This is a genomic window from Ruegeria sp. BHSA191, from assembly GCF_059613325.1.
Map to the genome: position 1 here is coordinate 56,721 of NZ_JBXWSH010000003.1, position 21,498 is coordinate 78,218.

Here is a 21,498-nt window from a genome sequence, read left to right on the forward strand (position 1 = left end):
GTCGAGGGAAACGGCCCGTGATGCATCATCGCGGACCGCATCCGGCTCAGTGGTCCTGAGCCGCGCCCGCACCACGGGGAATGCGTACGCTTTCGACCAGATCCTTGATCTCCTGCGGGGTTTCCTTGGTCATGCCGGCCACCACATAGGCGACGCCGAAGTTGACCATGGCGCCGATCGCACCGAACGAGGTCGATTTGATCGGACCCAGCAGCGGGTCTGCATCGGTGAACGAGTTGGTGCCCGGAATGAACAGCCAGCCCTTGTGCAGGAAGATGTAGACCAGGGTGACGGTCAGACCAGCCAGCATGCCCGCGACCGCGCCGGTGTTGTTGATGCGGGTCGAGAAGATCCCCATCATCAGCGCCGGGAAGATCGAGGCCGCCGCCAGACCGAAGGCCAGCGCCACGGTTTGCGCCGCAAAGCCCGGAGGGTTGAGGCCCAGATAGGTGGCAACCACGATGGCCACGGCCATTGCGATCCGCGCCGCCAGAAGCTCGCCCTTTTCCGAGATGCTCGGGTTGATCGAGCCCTTGATCAGGTCGTGCGACACCGCCGACGAGATTGCCAGCAGCAGGCCCGCAGCGGTCGAAAGCGCAGCCGCAAGACCACCGGCCGCGACCAGACCGATCACCCAACCCGGCAAGTTGGCGATTTCGGGGTTGGCCAGAACCAGGATGTCGCGGTTGAAGTTGGTCAACTCGTTGCCGACCCAGCCTTTTTCCTCGGCAAGCGCCTGCATGTCGGCGTTCTGATCGTTGTAGTACTGGATCTTGCCGTCGCCGTTCTTGTCTTCCCAGTCCAGCAGGCCGGTTTTCTGCCAGGTCGCCATCCAGTCATACCGGGCATCGTTGTCGATCTGCTCCAGCGATACAGCGCCGCCTTCGATGCCACCGTTCGGCCACATCATGTCGGTGATGTTCAGACGGGCCATGGCGCCAACCGCGGGGGCGGTCAGGTACAGCAGCGCGATGAACACCAGCGCCCAACCTGCCGACCAGCGGGCGTCCGACACTTTGGGAACGGTGAAGAAGCGCATGATGACGTGGGGCAGGCCGGCGGTGCCGATCATCAGCGACAGGGTGAACAAAACCATGTTCAACGTGTTCGCGTGATGGGCGGTGTATTCGGCAAATCCCAGTTCGGCCACGATTGCATCCAGCTTGGTCAGCAGCGGCTCACCGCCGGCGGTGTCGCCGAACAGGCCCAGGGCCGGGATCGGGTTGCCGGTCAGCTGCAGCGAGATGAAGATCGCCGGGATCGTGTAAGCGGTGATCAGCACGCAGTACTGAGCGACCTGAGTATAGGTCACGCCCTTCATGCCGCCGAACACCGCGTAGGCGAACACGACGCCCGCGCCGATCAGCAACCCGGTGGTGTTCGACACCTCAAGGAACCGGCCAAAGGCCACGCCCACGCCGGTCATCTGGCCGATCACGTAGGTGACCGAGGCCACGATCAGACATATCACCGCCACTACGCGCGCGGTCTGGCTGTAGAAGCGATCGCCGATGAACTCGGACACGGTGAACTTGCCAAACTTGCGCAGATAGGGCGCAAGCAGAAGCGCCAGCAGCACATAGCCGCCGGTCCAGCCCATCAGGAACGAGCTGTTGTCATAGCCAGTAAAGGCAATCAGACCCGCCATCGAGATGAACGAGGCCGCCGACATCCAGTCGGCCGCCGTGGCCATGCCGTTGGTGACCGGGTGAACGCCGCGACCGGCGGCGTAGAATTCCGATGTGGACCCTGCGCGGGCCCAGATCGCGATGCCGATGTAGAGCGCGAACGACGCGCCCACAAACAGCAGGTTGATGGTAAACTGATCCATTGTCCCCTCGCTCCCTTATTCTTCGTCGACGCCGAATTCGGCATCCAGCTTGTTCATGCGCCAGGCGTAGAAGAAGATCAGCGCCAGAAAGACCAGGATCGAGCCTTGCTGCGCGAACCAGAAGCCCAGATCGGTGCCGCCGACGGCGATACCTGCCAGCAGGGGGCGCAGCAGAATGCCGAACCCGAACGACACCAGCGCCCAGATGATGAGGCTGATGTAGATGAGACGCAGGTTTGCCTGCCAATAGCCCTTGCCGGCTTCGGCAGTCTGCGCGGAGTTTGTTGAATGATCCGCCATTGCGGTTTCCTCCTTGCTTCCTCCTGGGTGGTCCATTGCCCTTGTCCTCCGAAACGCCGGGCCACCCTTCGATTGGGCCTGACCGCCGGGGGCGGCGTCAGGCAAAGCTCCTCTGGTCCGCCAAGGCGGTTCCAGTGAAGAAACGTAATTCGGGGGCTTGCCTTTCCCCTTTAGCGCATCGCCTCCCCCACGATGCCTTCAAGGCCGCGGGCGATCTCTTCGATCTGACCCATGGCATTCAGCCGCTTCAATACGCCCTGACGCTGGTAATAGTCGATCAGGGGCGCGGTCTGTTCGTGATAGGCCGCCAGCCGCGAGGCAACGGTTTCCGCGTTGTCGTCGGCACGCCGGCTGAAGGCGGTGCCGCCGCACTTGTCGCAGACGCCTTCGACCTTTGGCTGCTTGAACTGGTCGTGATAGCCCTCGCCGCAATTGGCGCAGGTATAGCGGCCGGCGATACGGGTCACCATCTCGGCGTCCTCGACCTCGAGGCTGATGGCCGCGTTCACCTTCTGGCCGTTTTCCGACAGCAGCTTGTCCAGCGACTCGGCCTGAACCGTGGTGCGCGGAAAGCCGTCAAGGATGACACCGCGCGCGCAGTCGGGTTCGGCCAGACGGTCGCGCAGGATCGCGATGACGATGTCGTCGCTGACCAAGCCACCGGCCTCCATCACCGCCTTGGCGGCCTTGCCAGCCTCGGTTCCGGCGGCCACGGCGGCGCGCAGCAGGTCGCCGGTGCTGAGTTGCACCAGACCGAATTTATCTTCGAGCATGCGGGCCTGCGTGCCCTTCCCGGCGCCCGGAGGGCCGAGAAGGATCAGGACGGCGGGCTTGGTGATCGTATCAGCCTGCATCATGCCCTCACTTGTTGGCCCGGTTTTCGATCAGATCTTCGACCACCGAAGGATCGGCCAGGGTCGAGGTGTCGCCTAGCGAACCAAAGTCGTTTTCGGCGATCTTGCGCAGGATGCGGCGCATGATCTTGCCCGAGCGCGTCTTGGGCAGGCCCGGGGCCCACTGGATCACGTCGGGGCTGGCGATCGGGCCGATCTCCGTGCGGACCCACTGGCGCAACTCCTTGCGCAGCTCCTCCGTGGGCTCGCGGTCGTTCATCAGGGTGACGTAGCAATAGATGCCCTGTCCCTTGATGTCGTGCGGATAGCCCACCACGGCGGCTTCGGCCACGGCCGGGTGCGCCACCAGCGCGCTTTCGACCTCGGCGGTGCCCATGCGGTGGCCCGAGACGTTTATCACGTCATCGACGCGGCCGGTGATCCAGTAATCCCCGTCCTCGTCGCGGCGGCAGCCGTCACCGGTAAAGTAATAGCCCTTGTAGTCCGAGAAATAGGTCTTCTCGAACCGCTCATGATCGCCCCAGACGGTACGCATCTGGCCCGGCCAGCTGTCCTTGATGCACAGCACGCCTTCGACCCCGTTGCCGGTGATCTCGACGCCAGACTGCGGGTCCAGCACGACGGGCTGAACACCAAAGAAAGGTTTCATCGCCGACCCGGGTTTGGTCGCATGCGCGCCGGGCAGGGGGGTCATCATGTGGCCGCCGGTCTCGGTCTGCCACCAAGTGTCCACGATCGGGCATTTCCCCTTGCCAACGACCTCGTGGTACCAGGTCCAGGCCTCGGGGTTGATCGGCTCGCCCACGGTTCCCAGGATGCGCAGGCTGGACAGGTCGCATTTCTCGACGAACTCGTTGCCCTGACCCATCAGCGCGCGGATCGCGGTGGGGGCGGTGTAGAACTGGTTGACCTTGTGCTTTTCGCAGACCTGCCAGAACCGCGAGGCGTCGGGATAGGTCGGCACACCTTCGAACATCAGCGTGGTCGCGCCATTGGCCAGCGGGCCGTAGACGATATAGCTGTGCCCGGTGACCCAGCCCACGTCCGCCGTACACCAATAGATGTCGCCGTCATGGCAATCGAAGGTGATCTCATGCGTCATCGAGGCATAGACCAGATAGCCGCCGGTGGTATGCACCACGCCTTTGGGCTGGCCGGTCGAGCCCGAAGTGTAGAGGATGAACAGGGGATCTTCGGCGTTCATCTCGGCCGGGGCACAGTAATCGTCGGCCTCCAGCGCCATTTCGTTGTAGTCAAAGTCGCGCCCCTCGATCCAGGTGGTCTGGCCACCGGTGCGCTTGACCACCAGGCACTTCACCGTGTCCTTGCAGTGCAGCAGGGCAGCGTCGGCATTCGACTTCAGCGGGGTCTTGCGGCCACCGCGCGGCGCCTCGTCGGCGGTGATGATGACCTTGGCGTCACAGCCATTGACCCGGGCCGCCAGCGCGTCGGGCGAGAAGCCGGCAAACACGATCGAGTGGATCGCGCCGATGCGGGCGCAGGCCAACATGGCATAGGCGGCCTCGGGGATCATCGGCAGATAGATCACCACCCGGTCGCCCTTGCGCACGCCCATCGACTCCAGAATGTTGGCCATCCGGCAGGTGCGGCGGTGCAGCTCGGCATAGGTGATGTGCTGGGCTTCGTCATTCGGATCGTCCGGTTCCCAGATGATCGCGGTCTGATCGCCGCGGGTCTTGAGGTGTCGGTCCAGGCAGTTGGCCGAGACGTTCAGCGTGCCGTCGGCGAACCAGTTGATCTTGACCGAGCCGAAATCGTAGTTGACGTCCTTGACCTTGGAATAGGGCTTGATCCAATCGATCCGCTTGCCGTGCTCGCCCCAGAATGCCTCGGGGTCGCTGACCGACTCCTCATACATCCGGGCGTATTTTTCGGCGTCCACATGGGCGCGGGCGACGGTTTCGGCGGATGGCGGATAAACCTTGGTTTCTGCCTGGGCAGCGCTGGTCATACTGAGGCTCCTCCCTCTGACTGGATATTCGATGGATCAAGTTTGCCCCTTCTTTGGGCATCGTCGATCCGCTTCTTCCCCGCGATGGATAATACGGCATCACGAAAAGAAAGAAATAAATTGCCGTAATCCTTGGATTTGTTTGTAAACAACTTTCTCGATACAGTTGCGAATTGTAAAAATTGTCTATGTTCCCAAGATCTGGGTGTCTGTAAAACAACGAAATTTTCTCCGTGATTTTGTAAACGATGTCATCGTGCAGTTTCTTCCCGTCATGGGGAAGCCTGCCCAGGTGCAATTCCCGCACGGCGTGTCCATTGCCCGACTGTTGGGGCGCTGGTCGGAACGGGGGCTTGGCACATTCACATGTTGGCGCTAGCTTGACCCCAAGCGCCCCGGAAGGGGGTGTGCCAAAGGGAGAGATTATGATGAACAAGATGTTGAGCGGCGCGGCCATCGCCGCCTTGGCCGTGTCTTTCGTGACCGAAGCGGCCGCGACGGAATGGAACGCGTCGGTCTGGGGCAAGCGCCGTGCTTTCACCGAACATGTGGAAAAGCTGGCCGAACTGGTCAGCGAGAAGACCGATGGCGCCTTTACCATCAACGTCAGCTATGGTGGCCTGTCCAAACCCAGGGAAAACTTGGATGGGATCGAGATCGGCGCCTTCGAGATGGCCCAGTTCTGCGCGGGTTATCACCGCGACAAGAACCGCGCGATCACGGTGCTGGAACTTCCGTTCCTGGGTGTGAACACGTTGGACGAAGAGGTCGCGGTCAGCCATGCGGTCTATGACCACCCTGCGGTCAAGGACGAGATGGCACAGTGGAATGCACGCATCCTCATGACCTCGCCGATGCCGCAGTACAATCTGGTCGGCAAGGGTGAGCCACGGGATGAGCTGTCTGAGTTTGAAGGCATGCGCGTGCGCGCGACCGGTGGCATCGGCAACGCGTTCGAGTCGGTAGGCGCGGTGCCCACGTCGGTGCCCGCTACCGAAGCCTACAACGCGATGCAGTCCGGCGTCGTCGATACCGTGGCCTTCGCCCAGCATGCGCATCTGTCCTTCGGCACCATCAACGAGGCGGACTGGTGGACCGCGAACCTGAACCCGGGCACGGTGAATTGCCCGGTCGTGGTGAATATCGACGCCTACGAGGCGCTGCCGTCGGAACATCGCGAGGCTCTGGACAGCTCGATCGACGAAGCCATTGCGCATTATCTCGCGAACTATGGCGAGTTGCTCAAGAAATGGGACAGCGTTCTGGAAGAAAAGGGCGTGCAGAAGGTGATGATCGACGACGCAGTCCTAGCCGAGTTCCGGGCCAAGGCGGCCGACCCGATCCGCGAACAGTGGATCGCCGACATGTCGGCCCAGGGCCTTCCGGCGCAAGAGCTGTATGACCTAGTGCAATCCACGCTCAAGCAGCAGCGCGGCGGCAACTGACACCACTGACCGGGGGCGCATCGGCCCCCGGTTTTTTCCAGATAGGGGACGACCGGATGGCAGGACAGGCCACCGTGCTGGAAGACGGCAGTTTGCTTAGCCGTCTTGACCGGCATTTGCTGAAACTCGAACGTTTTATGGCCTTGCTCAGTGGGGTTGCCGTGTTCGGATTGATGGTACTGGCCGTGATTTCCGTCAGCGGCCGAAACGCGGTCAATGCCCCCTTGCCGGGCTATGTCGACTGGATCGAGCAGGCCATGCCGCTGATTGCCTTCCTTGGGATCTCGTATGTGCAGCGAGAGGGCGGGCATATCCGAATGGACATCGTCATTGCGCGCCTGCACGGTCGTGCACTGTGGCTGTTCGAACTCGTCTCGGTTGTTCTGATTCTTGTCCTTATGGTGGCGCTGGTCTGGGGCAGTTGGGCGCATTTCGACCGGTCCTTCGATTTCGGCGCCCCGATGTGGAGCCGCGACAGTTCAATCGACATCGGTATCCCAATCTGGCCCGCCAAGCTGTTGGCGCCCGTTGCGTTTTCCGTCCTCTGCCTGCGGCTGTGTCTGCAGATCTGGGGCTATGGGCGCGCCTTCGTGCTGGGCCTTGATGCCCCCGCGGGGGTTCCGATGATTCAAGATGTGGCCGCGCAAGCCGCCGCCGAAGCCGAGCAGTTTGAGAAGCGGGACTGACACATGGACACGATTGACATCGGCCTTTGGGTTACGGGCGGTCTGCTGGTACTGGTGGTCGCTGGTATGCGTGTGGCCTTCGCCGCCGGTTTGGCGGGGCTTGTCGGTCTGGTGTGGGTCTTCTGGGCCAAGTTTGGCTATGATCCGGATCGGTTCGGAAAGGCGCTGACCGTCGCGGTCAAGACTGCCGGACAGGTGCCGCATTCCAAAGTGGCGTCGCACACGCTCAGCTTGATCCCCACCTTCATCCTGATCGGGTATCTGGCCTACTACGCCGGGTTGACGCGCGCCCTGTTCGAGGCCGCCAAGCGCTGGATCGCCTGGGTACCCGGTGGCCTGGCGGTGTCCACGGTGTTTGCCACCGCGGGTTTCGCAGCGGTTTCGGGGGCTTCGGTGGCCACCTCGGCCGTGTTCGCACGCATCGCCATCCCCGAGATGCTGGAGGTCGGCTACAACAAACGCTTCGCGGCCGGCGTGGTGGCCGCCGGTGGCACGCTGGCCTCGCTGATCCCCCCTTCGGCTATCCTGGTGATCTATGCGATCATCGTCGAGCAGGACGTGGGCAAACTGCTCTTGGCCGGGTTCATTCCCGGCGCTTTTTCCGCCCTGGTTTACGGGTTGCTGATCGTCGGCATTGCGATGGTTTTCAAGTCGGTCGGGCCTCCGGTAACTGGCTTCACTTGGAAACAACGCTTTGCGGCGTTGCCGGGGGCCTTGCCGATCGTTGCGGTGGTCTTGATCATCATCTGCTTCGTCTACAACCCGTTTGGAGAAAATGCGTGGGGAACACCGACCGAGGGCGGAGCCATCGGTGCATTCATCGTGTTCTGCTTCGCTGTTTTCAACGGTATGCGCTGGCAGCAACTGAAATCAGCGCTGCTGGAAACCGCCAAGCTGACGGCGATGATATTCACGATCATCTGGGGCGTTCTGATCTATGTCCGGTTCCTAGGCTTCGCCGATCTGCCCGGCGCGTTCTCCGATTGGATCACGTCCTTGCACATGTCGCCCATGCTGATCCTGATCTGTATCTTGCTAGCTTACGCCGTGCTGGGCATGTTTATGGATGCGATCGGTATGCTCCTGCTGACACTGCCGGTTGTCTACCCGGCCGTCATGGCGCTGAACGGCGGTGAAGCGGTAAGCGCGGCCGACAGCACATTCGGCATGTCCGGACCCATGTGCGCGATCTGGTTCGGCATCTTGGTGGTCAAGATGGCCGAGTTCTGCCTGATCACCCCGCCAATCGGATTGAACTGTTTCGTGGTGGCAGGTGTGCGACCGGATCTGAGCGTGCAGGACGTGTTCAAGGGCGTGGCGCCGTTTTTTGTGGCTGATGCGGTCACGATTGCGCTGCTGGTCGCGTTTCCGGCAATCGTTCTCTACTTGCCCTCTCTCGCGGGCTAGGGGGGCGGCTGACCCAGCCACAACTGCATGTGCGAGGCTCTGCCTCGCGCTCCGGGATATTTTAAGCCAGATAAATTTTGCGGTGTGTCAATCCACACACTGCCGCCTGCTAGCACGGAAGGAAAGGCATGGAACTTTGGCATTCCATCCGAACGCAAGACCTTTCATCTGGCCAGAAATATCCCGGGGGGATCGCCGAAGGCGATGGGGGCAGAGCCCCCAACCAGCCCGCCGGCAAGACAGTGCCAAGGGGCTTCACTTGGCCCGCATCAGCATGCCGTAGAGATCGCGCGGATCGTCAGGGTCGGCCAGCATGTCCAAGGGCTCGAAAAACTCGGTTCCCTCGATCGCGCGTTTGACGTAGCGAAGAGCGGAGAAGTCCTCAATCGCGAAACCGACGCTGTCGAATAGAGTGATCTGACGGTCGTCACGGCGACCTTCGGCCTGACCGGTGATGACCTGCCACATCTCGGTGACCGGGTGGTCAGGGTCCAGCGCTTGAATTTCACCTTCGATCCGGGTCTGCTCGGGGTATTCCACGAATATGTCGGACCGCAGAAGGATATCGCGATGCAATTCGGTCTTGCCGGGGCAGTCGCCGCCGATCGCGTTGATGTGCACGCCCGGGCCGACCATGTTGTCGGTCAGGATGGTGGCGTATTTCTTATCGGCGGTGCAGGTGGTGATGATCTGCGCACCCTCGATCGCCTCTTCGGCCGAGCGGCACGAAACCACGTTCAAGCCGGTCCCTTGCAGGTTGGCCGCGCATTTCGCGGTGGCGGCGGGATCGATGTCATAAAGGCGAACGGTATCAATTCCACACATGGCCTTGAAGGCTAGGCACTGGAACTCGGACTGTGCGCCATTGCCGATCATCGCCATGGTGGTGGCGTTCTTGGGGGCCAGGTATTTGCCAACCAGCGCCGAGGTTGCCGCGGTGCGCAGCGCCGTCAGCATGGTCATCTCGGTCAACAGGGTCGGATACCCGGTGTACACGTCCGCAAGCAGGCCGAACGCGGTGACGGTCTGCAGGCCTTCGGATGTGTTCTTGGGGTGGCCGTTCACATATTTGAACCCATAGGCCTCGCCATCCGAAGTTGGCATCAGTTCGATCACGCCATGCGGGGAATGGGCCGGGATGCGCGGGGTCTTGTCAAAGCTCTCCCAGCGTTTGAAGTCATCCTCGATCTGGGCGGCGATCTCGGTGATCATTCTTTCGACACCGATGTGGTGGATCAGCCGCATCATGTTGTCGACGGATACGAAGGGAACAAGCGCCTTGTCGGAAGGTTTCATGGGGTCTCTCCTAGCGGCGTGACAGGTGGATGCCTGCGATCATGCAGCGCACCGACCCGCCGGCGGTTTCGATGGTGGGAACGGACAGCGGCAGCAGCGTCGCGCTGTCCTGGATGATGTCAATCTGATCGGGACGCAGCGCGGCCAAAGCCCGGCTCGACAGCGCCAGAATCAGCCCGTCGCTGCCCGTCAGTTCAATGGCGTTTCCGGCGAATTCAGCGATCTGGTCGTGGGTCAGGTCGATCACCCTGCGGCCGGATTCCTCCAGCCGCGCCCGAACGGTCGCGCGCCGCTCGGGGTCGGTGATCATGTCCAGACAGATCAGGACGTAGTGTGTGCCGATCCCCATCAGAACATTGGTGTGATAGACATCGCGGCCTTGCGCGTCACGGGCCTCGAAGGCGATGGGCTCATAGTTGAAATGGGTGCAGAACCGTTCCAACAGCACCGGGTCGGCGCGGTTGGATTTGACGGTATAGGCAATGCGTCCGACGTGATCGAGTACCATCGCACCGGTGCCCTCCAGTGCGAGGTTGTCCTGCTCGAGCCCGGAATAGTCGATCACGTCCTGAACGCGATAGTCGCGTTTCAGCATCTCGATCACATCCATCCGACGTTCGCGCCGGCGCGAGGGAACGAACATCGGATAGATCGCCACGTGCCCGCCCGGGTGGGTCGAAAACCAGTTGTTCGGAAACACGCTGTCGGGTGTGTCGTTGTCACCGAAATCGTCGAACACATGCACGGTCACGCCAGCGTCGCGCAACTGCTCGACCGCGCGATCATGCTCGTCGCGGGCGGCGGCCGAGGTCGCCTCGGCCGAGCGGTTGGCCAGCGTCTGGAACGCGTTGTCGTCTCGGGTCTCGGGGTTCGAGGCAAAGGCGTGTGGCCGGATCATGACCACCGCCGAAGGGGCCTGAAGGGAGTGCATTAGAAGCTCCGGGTAATGCGGTCGAAGATGCGGCGTCCAAGCAGCGAGGCGGCCAGGTCGACCATCAGTTTCGCGGTGCGGCCGCGTTCATCCAGGAAAGGATTCAGTTCGACCAGGTCCAGCGAGCAGACCAGCCCGCTTTCGTGCAGCAATTCCATGACCAGATGCGCCTCGCGTTCGGTGGCGCCGCCGGGAACGGTGGTGCCGACGGCCGGGGCGATTGCGGGATCAAGGAAGTCCACGTCCAGCGAGACATGCAGAATACCGTTCGCGGCGCGGACGCGGTCCAGAAAGGCCATCAGCGGGGCCTTGATGCCGTGTTCGTCGATGCTGCGCATGTCGGCCAGCATGGCGCGGTCTTTCTCCAGCGCGGCGCGTTCGGCGGGATCGACCGAGCGCAGGCCGATCATGCCGACGCGGTCGGTCGGCACGGGGGCCGCCAGCGCAGGGAAGGCGTCGAACCCGGGCTGGCCGGTGAAATAGGCGACCGGCGTGCCATGCAGGTTGCCACTGCCGGTGCTGTTGGGCGTGTGGAAATCGCTGTGCGCGTCCAGCCAAAGAACGAACAGCGGGCGCCCGATCTGCTGCGCATGGGCGGCCATGCCCGAGACGGTGCCCATCGACAGGGCGTGGTCCCCGCCCATGAAGATCGGCACGCCCGTCGCTGCTGCGTCCCTGGCAGCGCGGGCCAATGCGCGGGTCCAGCCGACGCATTCGGGCAGGGCGAACAGGTGGTCATGTTCGGGCAGATCACCCGGGTCTGGCTGAACATTGCCCATGTCGGTGACGCTGTGCCCAAGATCTGCAAGGGCCTTGGCCAGCCCGGCAACGCGATAGGCGTCGGGGCCCATGCGGCAGCCCTGTCGCCGCTTGCCGGCATCCATCGGCGCACCGACCAGAATGAGGTGTTTTCTATCCATGTGCTCATTTATCGGCGCAGCATGGGTTGCGGGAAGAGAGCAAATTGCTCAAAAAGGAACAAGTATTTTCAATCTGGTAAGAAAAGATGGACGATCTGGACAGTCGGCTGCTGAGCGCCCTTCACCGAGACGCGCGGGCGTCTTTGTCCGAGTTGGCCGAGCTGCTGGGCGTCACCCGGACGACCGTGCGCAGCCGGCTGCAGCGGCTCAAGCAATCGGGCGAGATCGTGGGTTTCACCGTCCTGACCCGTCGGGACGTGGCGCAGAGCCCGGTGCGCGGGCTGATGATGCTGGAAATCGAAGGGCGCGGGACCGAGCGGATCATGGCCCGGATCGCGGCGATGCGGCAGGTGCGGGCGGTGCATTCCACCAATGGCAGCTGGGATCTGATCGCTGAGATCGGCACCGAGACGCTGGCCGAACTGGACGAGGTTCTGTTCCAGATCCGCCGCATCGAAGGCGTCACCCGGTCCGAGACCAACCTTCTGCTGTCCACCCGCAAGGGGCGGTATTGATCGGGCGCTTTTAGCCGGGTCAAACCTGTGCCAAGCTTCGCGGGCGGCTGCTGCCACTGAGGGGGCGGCGACCGGAACGGTGGGGAGGCGCAGGATGAGTACGACCGAAACAGGCAAGCCGCCCAATCCCGAACCGTGGGTTGCACGAGTGACCGCCATACTGGAAAAACCCGTGGTGCGGGTGGCGGTGCCCGTACTGGTGACCCTGATCGCGCTGACCGTTCTGCATGATCTGGCCGGGCATGTCCGCTGGTCGGATGTCAAGGCGGACATGGCGCAGACGCCATGGCGGGTGGTTGCACTGGCCGTGTTCTGGACGGCGTTCAGCTTCGTGTCCTTGTCGCTGTATGACGTCTTTGCGGTTCAGAGCGTTGCTAAGGGCAAGGTTCCGCTGCGCGTTGCCGGCCTGGCTGGGGCCTGTGGCTATGCCGTGTCGAACTGCCTCGGCTTTTCCTATATCACCGGCACGGCGATCCGCTATCGGATCTATGCTTCGCTGGGCCTCGACCTGGGGCGGGTTGCAGGGGTGATCGCGACCTCGTGGGTGGCGTTCTGGATGGGGCTGGTACTGATCTTGGGGGGGCTGCTGACCTTTCACCCGGACGGGATTGCACAGGTGCTGCCCATCAGCGCGCCGGTCGAGACCGCGATTGGCCTGGGGTTGCTGGCGGGCTTTACCGCGCTGTTCCTGTGGCTGTCACGCGGCGCCCGGCGCCTGTCGGTCGCGGGACTCGGCTTCAACCTGCCGGGCGGCAGACTGGCCGGGCTTCTGACACTTGCGGCGGTCGGAGACCTGCTGGGCGCCTCGATGGTTCTGTATGTCCTGATGCCGGATGATCTGGGGGTCGGCTATCCTCTGTTCTTCACGATCTTCATCTGCGCCATCGCCGTCGGGATTCTCAGCCATGCCCCCGGTGGGCTTGGCGTGTTCGAGGCCACGTTGATCGCGGGGCTGGGGGCCTCGGGCCGGTCAGACGTGATCGCCGCCTTGCTGCTGTACCGGGTGATCTACACCTTTTTGCCCTTTGCGATTGCCAGCTTGTCGATTGCCACAGCAACCGCCGTTGCGCATCGCCGCCGGCTGGGGGGCGCGGCGACCTGGTTCTATCGCGCCATCCGTCCCATCGTTCCGATGGCGGCTGCGGGCATCGCCGCCATGGCCGGCGCAGTGCTTCTGATTTCGGGCAGCTTGCCGGCCAGCTCGACGAAGCTGGGGATCCTGCGCGATTTTCTGCCCCTGTCCTTTGTCGAGGCATCGCATCTGGCCGGTAGCGCCATTGGCGTTTTGCTGCTGCTTGTGGCACGGGGACTGTACCGCAAACTGTACCGGGCATGGATCGTGGCCATGATCCTGATGCTGGCCGGTTTCTTCGCGTCTCTGGCCAAGGGTCTGGATACGCACGAGGCCATCGGAATGCTGGTGGCCATCGGTTTGCTGGCCCTGTTTCGCGGGGCGTTCTACCGGGTCAGCGGCGCATCCATCTTTCGACTGAACATTCCCTGGCTGGTCAGTCTGATCGCGTTGCTGGCAGTGATCTTCTGGATCGGGTTGTTTGCCTATTCCCATGTCGAATACGAAAATGCGTTGTGGTGGGAGTTTGCCTGGGACGGCGATGCCTCGCGGTTCCTGCGCTCCAGCATGGTGGCGGCGGTGATCGTCGGGGTGGTGGCCGTGAACTCGCTATTCGGACGCACCATCCCCGCGCGTCAGAGAACCGAGATCCCCCCGACCGTCGAACGTTTGGCGCTGGCCAGCGAAGACACCGAGGCGCAGATCAGCCTGACCGGCGACAAGCAGTTTCTGATTGCGCCGGATGAAAGCGCCTTTCTGGCCTATGCCGACACCGGCAACGCGCTGATCAGCAAGGGCGAGCCGGTCGGCGATGAGGCCGCCGGCCAGCAGCTAATCTGGCAGTTGCGCGAGATGGCCGATGCCGAAGGCAAGCTCTGCGCTTTTTACAGCGTGTCCACCAAGTATCTGCCTACTTTTCTGGACCTCGGGCTGTCGATCCTCAAGATCGGTGAGGTCGCTCGGGTTCCGCTGAAGGGCTTCACGCTGGACGGCAAATCCCGCAAACGGTTTCGTCAGGCCCGGAACAGGGCCGAGCGTGAAGGATATGTCTTCGAGATCATTCGCAAAGAACAGCTTGCACCGGTCCTGCCCGAGCTGCGCCAGATCTCGGATCACTGGCTGGAGGGCAAGGCGGGCGCGGAAAAGGGATTTGCCCTGGGCGGGTTCGACGAGCAGTACTTGTCCTATTTCGATCATGCGGTTCTGAAGAACGGCGAGACAGACAGGATCGTGGCTTTTGCCAACCTGTTTCAGGGCGGCAACAAGTCGGAATTGTCGCTGGATCTGATGCGGTACGAGCCCGACTGCCCCAGCTTTGTGATGGATGCTCTGTTCGCCGAGATGATGAACTGGGGCGCCGGCCAAGGGTTTCATTGGTTCTCATTGGGGGCCGCGCCGTTTTCCGGGATCGAGAACCGGCAACTCGCCTCGCTCTGGAACCGGATCGGCGGCTTCGTCTACGAGCACGGTGAGCAGTTCTACCACTTCGAGGGGCTGCGCGCCTTCAAGCAAAAATTCGACCCCGAATGGAGCCCCAACTATCTGGCCAGCCCGGGCGGTCTGGCCGCGCCGCGCATCCTGTACGAGGTGAATATCCTGATCTCGGGCGGCCTGACGGGCCTGACGAAATAGCGCCTAGTTCAGACTTGCCCGTTTCGGGTCTTGCTGCAGCAGGTCACCCCAATCGGTGCGATAGGCCATCTCGGCCAGTACGGTTTCGGGCAGGAATTCCTGGTTCTGACGGATCTGCCAGCCCCCGCCCAGACCTTTGTAGACCGCGAGTAAGTTCGACGAAACCTGCTGGCGCGACTCGATCAGATTGGCTTGCGAGCGCAGAAGCGCGGTCTGCGTGTTCAGCACGCGGGAATAGTCTGCGATGCCGTCGCGATACTGGCTGACGGAAATGTCGGCGGCCTTGCGTGCTGCGTCGACGCTGCGTTGGTAGAACGTCACCTTCTTGCGTGCCTCGGCCTAGGCGACCATGGCGCTTTCGACCTCGGAATAGGCGGTCAGGACGGTGTTCTGATAGTTGGCGATCAGCGCCTCATAAGCGGCGTCCTGTGCGCGCACGTTTTCTTGATCCGCCCATAGTTCAACAGTTCCAGACCACGCCGGCGCTGGCCAGACCCGTGATGTTGTTCGAACTGAACTTGTCGCGCCCGCCCGATGCCCGCAGGCCGATCGACCCCGACAGGATGAATTGCGGCTACAGGTCCGCCATGGCTATGCCCACCTACGCCGATTGCGTGGCCGCGGCCAGTTCAGCGGCGCGTACGTCGGGGCGGCGGCGCAGCAGTTCGGCCGGAACACCGACGGCCACGTTCGATCTTGCCGACGGAATTCGTCCGGACGTTCCCAGCAGACCGGTCATGCGCGATGGTGTCGTGCCCAGCAGAACCGCCAGCGCGTTCTTGGCCTGCTGCAAATCGCTTTCCAGCGTCGGCACCAGCGCCTTGGTGTTGTTCAGCAGGGCAGTGGACTCCTGCACATCCAATTCCGTCGTCACACCATTGTTGAACCGCAACTGGGTCAGATCGTTGGCTTCCTGTTGCAGCTTGATGTTCTGGCGCGCGACGGCCAGAGACTCCTGCAGCGCGCGGATGTTGATGTACAGCGCGGTCACATCGCCCGTCAGCGTCACCAGTGCGTCGTCATAATTGGCGACCTGCAGCGCCAAGTTCGACCGCGCCACCTGCACCCCACGCCGCTGCGCCCCCCCGGACATCCAGTTCCCACTGGGCGTCAAATCCCACCTGCGACGTCGAGAACTCGGTATCCAGTGGAATGATCCGGTTGATATCGGCAATGGGACCGAGGTTGTCGCTGATCCGGCGCCGCTCCAACGCGCCGCCCACGGCCTGAGACTGCGGATAGAGCTCCCCGAAGGCGATTCCCAGCTGCGCGCGGGCCTGCAGCACGCGCGCGCCTGCGACCTGAAGGGTCAGGTTCTGGGCATAGGCCTCGGCCACCAGCTTGTTCAGGGTCGGAACATTGAAGCTCTGCCACCATTTGACCACGGGCGCGCTGCGCGATGTCAGACCGCTGGCCTGGCTGGCGCTGGGGCTGTTGGCCTCCATCCACTGTTTCACGACCGGCGAGTTGGGGCGCACGAAATCCGGCGCGACCGGGGTGCATGCAACCAGCAACGCGGCGCTAAGCGCGGTGCCAACTAACATGCGGCGGCGGTTTCGTGGCTTGCGCGGATGGTCCGGGTTCATGTCTGTCAGGCTCAGATATCCAACGGTCGGATGAAGTTGGCGAAGAAATAGAGGCGGATGTTGATGCGGCGCAAAAACTCGAAGCTTGTGACTTGTCCCGTGTAGATGGCCACGGCCGCTTGCCCGCCAGCGGGGAAGGTATGCCCTTCAGGGACCTCGACCGTAATTTGCACCGCGATGCGCCCGGGAATTTTGGGCAGCTCGAACCCCGGCAGGCGGCCGGAGGGCAGGTATTGCCCTTGCCGGGTGGCCCACCAGATGGCCTCGACCTTGCCGGTCAGAATTTCACCCGGATAGAGGTCTAGCGCGACTTCGACTGGCTGACCGGGTTTGACGAATTTCAGGTTCTGCTGACGAAAGGTGGCGAGTATATAGGGCGAATCCTCGGTCACGAAGCTGGCGATGGCCCCAAGGCGGATATCGCCGACCACAAGGCCGGGACGGACCTGTTGCGAGACGATCATGCCGTTTTCGGGGGCGTAGATCGTCGTAGTGTCCAGGAAATACTGTGCTTCGGCCAACTGCGCCTTGGCCTGAAGGATACCGGTGTTCACTCCGTCGATCTGTGATTCCTGCGCAAGTTGCGCCTTTCTAAGATTGGCCTCGGCCTGTTTGACCGCAGCCTGATCTTCGGTCACCTGCTCGTTCCAGCGGTCCAACTCGTCCTGGCGCGCGCCCTCGGCAGACACAAGGTTTTCATAGCGTGCCTTCTGCGTCATCGTATAGGCCAGCTGGGTATTGGAACGCTCCACCGCCTCGGTCGAGGCGATTACGTCCTGTTCAAGGATTTTGGCGTTTTGCTCGGCAGCCACCAGTTGGGCCTGTGCGTTCTCGACGGCCAGCTTGAATACCGCGTCATCGAAGCGGTACAGCGGATCGCCCTTGGTGATGGGCGTGTTGGGTTTGATCAGAACTTCGGTCAGGATGGTCGGCTGGGTCAGTTTCGGGACGATCTGGATGGTGGACCGCACAACGTGCCTGTTGATCGAGAAGGGCTGAATAAACCGCAGCGCGACAAGGAAGATCAGCAGCAGATGGGCCTGACCTAAAACGACACGGTTCCCCAAATAATGTTGAACTTGAGCCATTGTGCCTTGAAGAAAATAACCAGACAAAAATGAATTAGAAAAGCGTGATGCCGAGGGCGACGAACATGGTGTTTTGGGTCCTTTGGCTTCAGCCTTCCTTCGGCGCCACAGGCGCTTGGTACTCGTCCTTGGCCTGTCCGCCAAGGCGTTCGATCTACTTGCGGATCGCGTCTCGCTCGCCCTCGGACAGGCGGCGGATGTCGACCGTCATCCCGTCGTGGTAGGCCCAGATGAAGGCCTGGACCCAGGGGATCACGGCCAGGAAACCCATCCATCCCATCAGATTGACGGCTTCGGCATGGGGGTGGTTCCGCTTGATCGCGATCCGGCCGGGCAGGCCCATGATGAACAGAAACAGCGCCATCACCGCCGCCAGCAGTAGGATCAGCGCGACGAATGTCAGATAGTCGTAGAAGCCCAGCGGCTGTCCCGGCAGTCCATCTTTGCGCCTTCTTCGGGGCCGGTGGCCCCGTCGTCAGTTTCCCGGGTCCAAGTCGTCAATCAGTTTGTAGCTGGTCGGTGGGTCGGCGCAGATGCCCGGACCGCATTCCAGCAGCGTCGAACCAGCGTTCAGCACCGAAAGACCCAGCATGATAAAGAACGCGACCTTCGCCAGCCTGTTGCCGCCAAAGCGTGGCAGGGAGCGGCGGTCCTCGACATATTGCCGGTCGAACATCAGCATGATCGCAGTGCCCAGCAGGATCAGGAAAAAGCAGATCGCGGCCCAGGTGTAGTAGTGCAGGCCCAGAACCGGAGACCCATAGTGCCCGGTTCCCGGCACGATATGCAGCAGGATTTGCCGGACCGAGACGCTGCCGCCATAGAGTGCCGCGATCAGCATTATCGCATAGTGCTGCGGTCGCGGCCCGTACAGCAGGTTCAGCCCCAGCCCGACGCCCACCGCCACGAAACCCACCCGTTGCAGCAGGCACAGCGGACAGGGCAGTTCGTAAAGCGCCAACTGATAGACATAGGCCAGCACCAGCACCAGGCTGACGGCCAGCATGCCGATGGCATTCAACGTACGGGACAGGTCCGGTGTCATCGGCGCCTCCTACAGCTGAATAGTCAGTTGGCTGGTGGCGTGGTATTTCAGCCAATAGACGCTCAACGCCAGCGTGAAAAAGAACACGGCGGTGCCGATCCGGTGTCTTCCAAAGTAATTCAAGGCCATCACGGCCGCCAAAAGCGCAAACAAAAGTGCGATCATGGCCCGGTCCTCCCTTCCCGTGCGATGATGCAGTTCACGCGATAGTGGCAGGCGGTCGGCGATCTGGCAAGCTTTGACGACAATAGCCTTGCGCGGCCGTCAGCGGCAGATCACCAGGCGGGTCTGCCATTCCTTGCAGCGGTCTGGCAGCGGCGCCGGGGGGGTGGCGTCGGTGTAGAAGGCGTCGATTTCGGCCAGCGAGGCGATGCGGGCAGGCGCCGAGCGTTGGAACTTTGACCCATCCGCCACCAGCCACACCCGCCGGGCCTGGGCGATGATCGTTTGGCTGACACTGACCTCTTGAAAATCGAAATCCAGCAGGTCGCCTTCGGCATCCACGGCAGAACAGCCGATGATCGCGTGATCGAACTTGAACTGGCGGATCGTGTTCACGGTGAGATTCCCAATCAAACCGCCATCGGCGCGGCGCAGAATGCCGCCGGCCACGACGATCTGGCAGTCGGGGTTCTCGACCAGGATGTTGGCGACGTTCATGTTGTTGGTGACCACCATCAGGTTCCTGTGGCCCAGCAACTGGCGCGCGACGGCCTCGGTCGACGTTCCGATATTTAGAAACACCGAGGCGCCATCGGGGATGTCGGCCGCGCAGCGCCGGGCAATGCGGGCCTTGGCCTCTTCGTTCAGGTCGCGCCGGTCCTCATAGCCGATATTGGTCACGCCCGACCTCAGCACCGCACCGCCATGCACGCGGTCCAGCTTGCCGGCCTCGGCCAGTTCGGTCAGATCGCGGCGGATGGTCTGGACCGTGACGCCGAAGCGCTCGGCCAGGTGATCAACCGAAACGCGCCCGTTCCGTTTGGCCAGTTCAAGGATGTCGGTTTGGCGAAAGGACAGCGACATGGGGGCTCCGATCCGAGGCTGTGTTCGTTTTTGGTCGTTTTTGTGTGATTTCGCAAGCCTGTATCGGTGCGCGCCCCATTCGATAGTGCCAAAACTCTGGGGAAAATCCTGTATTCCAAGTTCCTCGACGGGGGGTGCAAGGAAAAAAAGCGAACACAAACCTTGACCAAACGAACCACGATGACGTTAATGCGCGCATCTCCCGGGCAATATGGAATCACGCTCAGATGGCACAGGACGACACCCCGATCACCGATCTTTTCATCATTGGCGGCGGCATCAACGGATGCGGTATTGCCCGCGACGCAGCAGGCCGCGGCCTGTCGGTGGCGCTGGCCGAAATGAACGACCTGGCCTCGGCCACGTCTTCGGCCTCGACCAAGCTGTTCCACGGGGGGTTGCGATATCTGGAATATTTCGAGTTCCGCCTGGTGCGCGAGGCGTTGATCGAGCGTGAAACCCTGCTGCGCGCCATGCCGCATATCAGTTGGCCGATGCGGTTCGTGCTGCCCTATCACCCCGACATGCGGTTCGACTCGGAAACTCCGACGTCGCGCCTTTTGGGGACCGTCATGCCATGGATGAAGGGGCGCCGACCTGCTTGGCTGATCCGTCTGGGTCTGTTCATGTATGACCACTTGGGCGGGCGCAAGATCCTGCCTGGCACGACCTCTTTGAACCTGCGCACCGCGCCCGAGGGGGCGCCGCTGCAGGACCGGTTCGAAACCGCCTATGAATACTCGGACTGCTGGGTCGAGGATTCCCGTCTGGTGGTTCTGAACGCCCGCGACGCCGAGGCGCGCGGGGCGCGGATCATGGTGCGCACCAAGGTCTTGTCGGCCGAGCGGGCCGAGGGCGTCTGGCGGATCACCGTGCAGGATTGCGACAGCGGCGAGACCCGCGAGATGCGCGCCCGGATGCTGATCAACGCGGGCGGGCCTTGGGTGGGCGACATCATCCGCACCAAGATCCGCTCGAATTCGCGCGAAGGGGTCCGGCTGGTGCGGGGCAGCCATATCGTGGTGCCGCGCCTGTATGACCATGACAAATGCTATTTCTTCCAGGGCGAGGACGGCCGCATCATCTTCGCCATCCCCTACGAGCAGGATTTCACCCTGATCGGGACCACCGACCAGGACCACCCCGATCCGTCCGAACCGCCCGTCTGCACCGAGGCCGAGCAGGACTATCTGTGCGCCTTCGCGTCAAAATACTTCAAACAGCCCGTAACGCGGGAGCAGATCGTCTGGACCTATTCCGGTGTGCGGCCCCTGTATGACGACGGTGCGCAAAGCGCCACGGCGGCGACGCGGGACTATACGCTGAAGGTGGATGCCGAGGGTGGTGCGCCGGTTCTGAACATTTTCGGGGGAAAGATCACCACCTATCGCCGGCTGGCCGAAAGCGCGATGGACAAGGTTGCCGAGCATTTCCCGGACCTGCCCGGCCCCTGGACCGCGGGCGTTGCCCTGCCGGGCGGTGATTTCCCTGTTGAAGGGGTGCAAGGACTGATCGACGGATTGATGGCCGATTTCGCCTTTCTGACCCAAGGCTGGGCGCGTCGGTTGGTGCGCGCCTATGGTACTGAGGCCCGGCTGATCCTGGGCGATGCAATATCCGCCGCGGATCTGGGCGAAGATTTTGGGGCGACGCTGACCGAACGCGAAGTGGTCTGGCTGATGGACAAGGAATACGCCCGCACCGCGCAGGACGTGATCTGGCGTCGCAACAAGCTGGGCCTGCGACTGAGCGCCGATCAGGTCGCGCGGCTGGACGCGTGGATGCAGGTGCGTCGTCATGCGGAACCCGCGCTGGCGGGCTGATGAAATTGTGGTCGCCGAAAAATCGCCCCGCATCAGCGGGGCGGTTTTTGTTCCTAGTCCGCCGGGAAC

Annotated in this window: 21 protein-coding genes; 6 read left to right on the top strand and 15 right to left on the bottom strand. The window is 62.3% G+C overall.

The annotated features are described in order from the left end of the window. Positions 1–46 precede the first annotated feature (46 nt). The 4 genes from AC2FNS_RS04005 to acs form a co-directional block, all read right to left on the bottom strand. The gene (locus tag AC2FNS_RS04005; protein WP_496679709.1) at positions 47–1,831 is read right to left on the bottom strand and encodes a sodium:solute symporter family protein; all 1,785 of its coding nucleotides are present in this window, start codon (positions 1,829–1,831) and stop codon (positions 47–49) included. Between the two features lie 15 nt (positions 1,832–1,846). Continuing rightward, the gene (locus AC2FNS_RS04010; RefSeq protein WP_496679710.1) at positions 1,847–2,131 is read right to left on the bottom strand and encodes a DUF4212 domain-containing protein; all 285 of its coding nucleotides are present in this window, start codon (positions 2,129–2,131) and stop codon (positions 1,847–1,849) included. A 170-nt stretch (positions 2,132–2,301) separates the two neighbouring features. Next, complete coding sequence (locus tag AC2FNS_RS04015; RefSeq protein ID WP_496679711.1) at positions 2,302–2,985, bottom strand: adenylate kinase; 684 nt, start codon at positions 2,983–2,985, stop codon at positions 2,302–2,304. 7 nt (positions 2,986–2,992) lie between these two features. Next, complete coding sequence (gene acs / locus AC2FNS_RS04020; protein WP_496687121.1) at positions 2,993–4,957, bottom strand: acetate--CoA ligase; 1,965 nt, start codon at positions 4,955–4,957, stop codon at positions 2,993–2,995. Positions 4,958–5,385: 428 nt separating this feature from the next. Between acs and AC2FNS_RS04025 the strand changes: the two genes are divergently transcribed. Genes AC2FNS_RS04025 through AC2FNS_RS04035 form a run of 3 tightly spaced genes read left to right on the top strand, consistent with a single transcriptional unit; the run spans position 5,386 to position 8,495 of the window. Further along, positions 5,386–6,402 carry a C4-dicarboxylate TRAP transporter substrate-binding protein gene (locus tag AC2FNS_RS04025; RefSeq protein ID WP_496687122.1) on the top strand — a complete coding sequence of 339 codons (1,017 nt, stop codon included), beginning with the start codon at positions 5,386–5,388 and terminating at the stop codon, positions 6,400–6,402. 56 nt (positions 6,403–6,458) lie between these two features. Further along, on the top strand, positions 6,459–7,088 hold the full coding sequence (locus tag AC2FNS_RS04030) for a TRAP transporter small permease (protein WP_496727566.1): 630 nt from the start codon (positions 6,459–6,461) through the stop codon (positions 7,086–7,088). Positions 7,089–7,091: 3 nt separating this feature from the next. Continuing rightward, positions 7,092–8,495: a TRAP transporter large permease gene (locus AC2FNS_RS04035; protein WP_496679719.1), complete on the top strand. Its 1,404-nt coding sequence runs from the start codon at positions 7,092–7,094 to the stop codon at positions 8,493–8,495. A gap of 255 nt (positions 8,496–8,750) precedes the next feature. Here AC2FNS_RS04035 and ocd read toward each other — a convergent pair whose 3' ends face one another. Genes ocd through rocF form a run of 3 tightly spaced genes read right to left on the bottom strand, consistent with a single transcriptional unit; the run spans position 8,751 to position 11,642 of the window. Further along, entirely contained in the window at positions 8,751–9,791 is a 1,041-nt protein-coding gene (gene ocd / locus AC2FNS_RS04040; protein ID WP_496712618.1) for an ornithine cyclodeaminase, read from the bottom strand. A gap of 10 nt (positions 9,792–9,801) precedes the next feature. Then, positions 9,802–10,722: a citrulline utilization hydrolase CtlX gene (ctlX, locus tag AC2FNS_RS04045; protein WP_496803779.1), complete on the bottom strand. Its 921-nt coding sequence runs from the start codon at positions 10,720–10,722 to the stop codon at positions 9,802–9,804. Beyond that, on the bottom strand, positions 10,722–11,642 hold the full coding sequence (rocF, locus tag AC2FNS_RS04050) for an arginase (RefSeq protein ID WP_496712622.1): 921 nt from the start codon (positions 11,640–11,642) through the stop codon (positions 10,722–10,724). Before rocF ends, ctlX begins: the two co-directional genes overlap by 1 nt. An 86-nt stretch (positions 11,643–11,728) precedes the next feature. Here rocF and AC2FNS_RS04055 point away from each other — a divergent pair, with 86 nt between their 5' ends. Both AC2FNS_RS04055 and mprF read left to right on the top strand, forming a co-directional pair. Then, the gene (locus AC2FNS_RS04055) at positions 11,729–12,157 is read left to right on the top strand and encodes an Lrp/AsnC family transcriptional regulator (protein ID WP_005983707.1); all 429 of its coding nucleotides are present in this window, start codon (positions 11,729–11,731) and stop codon (positions 12,155–12,157) included. 94 nt (positions 12,158–12,251) lie between these two features. After that, a complete protein-coding gene (mprF, locus tag AC2FNS_RS04060) occupies positions 12,252–14,861 on the top strand; it encodes a bifunctional lysylphosphatidylglycerol flippase/synthetase MprF (protein ID WP_496712624.1) in 2,610 nt (869 codons plus the stop codon). A gap of 3 nt (positions 14,862–14,864) precedes the next feature. On the opposite strand, the gene AC2FNS_RS04065 is transcribed toward mprF, so the two are convergent. From AC2FNS_RS04065 to AC2FNS_RS04100, 8 genes are all read right to left on the bottom strand, one after another. After that, complete coding sequence (locus tag AC2FNS_RS04065) at positions 14,865–15,182, bottom strand: TolC family protein (RefSeq protein ID WP_496712626.1); 318 nt, start codon at positions 15,180–15,182, stop codon at positions 14,865–14,867. A gap of 280 nt (positions 15,183–15,462) precedes the next feature. Beyond that, positions 15,463–15,921, bottom strand: coding sequence for a TolC family protein (locus tag AC2FNS_RS04070; protein WP_496712628.1), 459 nt, complete (start codon positions 15,919–15,921; stop codon positions 15,463–15,465). Next, positions 15,881–16,405: a hypothetical protein gene (locus AC2FNS_RS04075; protein WP_496712630.1), complete on the bottom strand. Its 525-nt coding sequence runs from the start codon at positions 16,403–16,405 to the stop codon at positions 15,881–15,883. The genes AC2FNS_RS04070 and AC2FNS_RS04075 overlap by 41 nt, the downstream gene beginning before the upstream one ends. A 53-nt stretch (positions 16,406–16,458) precedes the next feature. Next, positions 16,459–17,535 carry an HlyD family secretion protein gene (locus AC2FNS_RS04080; protein ID WP_496712632.1) on the bottom strand — a complete coding sequence of 359 codons (1,077 nt, stop codon included), beginning with the start codon at positions 17,533–17,535 and terminating at the stop codon, positions 16,459–16,461. A gap of 154 nt (positions 17,536–17,689) precedes the next feature. Next, positions 17,690–17,971 carry a DUF3302 domain-containing protein gene (locus tag AC2FNS_RS04085; protein ID WP_496712670.1) on the bottom strand — a complete coding sequence of 94 codons (282 nt, stop codon included), beginning with the start codon at positions 17,969–17,971 and terminating at the stop codon, positions 17,690–17,692. Positions 17,972–18,010: 39 nt separating this feature from the next. Beyond that, positions 18,011–18,580: a disulfide bond formation protein B gene (locus AC2FNS_RS04090; protein ID WP_496712634.1), complete on the bottom strand. Its 570-nt coding sequence runs from the start codon at positions 18,578–18,580 to the stop codon at positions 18,011–18,013. A 9-nt stretch (positions 18,581–18,589) separates the two neighbouring features. Continuing rightward, positions 18,590–18,745 (bottom strand): DUF5993 family protein, encoded by a 156-nt coding sequence (locus AC2FNS_RS04095; protein ID WP_496712636.1) that lies wholly within the window; start codon positions 18,743–18,745, stop codon positions 18,590–18,592. A gap of 99 nt (positions 18,746–18,844) precedes the next feature. Next, positions 18,845–19,606 carry a DeoR/GlpR family DNA-binding transcription regulator gene (locus tag AC2FNS_RS04100; protein ID WP_496679741.1) on the bottom strand — a complete coding sequence of 254 codons (762 nt, stop codon included), beginning with the start codon at positions 19,604–19,606 and terminating at the stop codon, positions 18,845–18,847. Positions 19,607–19,833: 227 nt separating this feature from the next. On the opposite strand from AC2FNS_RS04100, the gene glpD reads away from it, so the two are divergent. Further along, positions 19,834–21,429, top strand: coding sequence for a glycerol-3-phosphate dehydrogenase (gene glpD, locus AC2FNS_RS04105; RefSeq protein WP_496712638.1), 1,596 nt, complete (start codon positions 19,834–19,836; stop codon positions 21,427–21,429). The last annotated feature ends 69 nt before the right edge of the window (positions 21,430–21,498 follow it).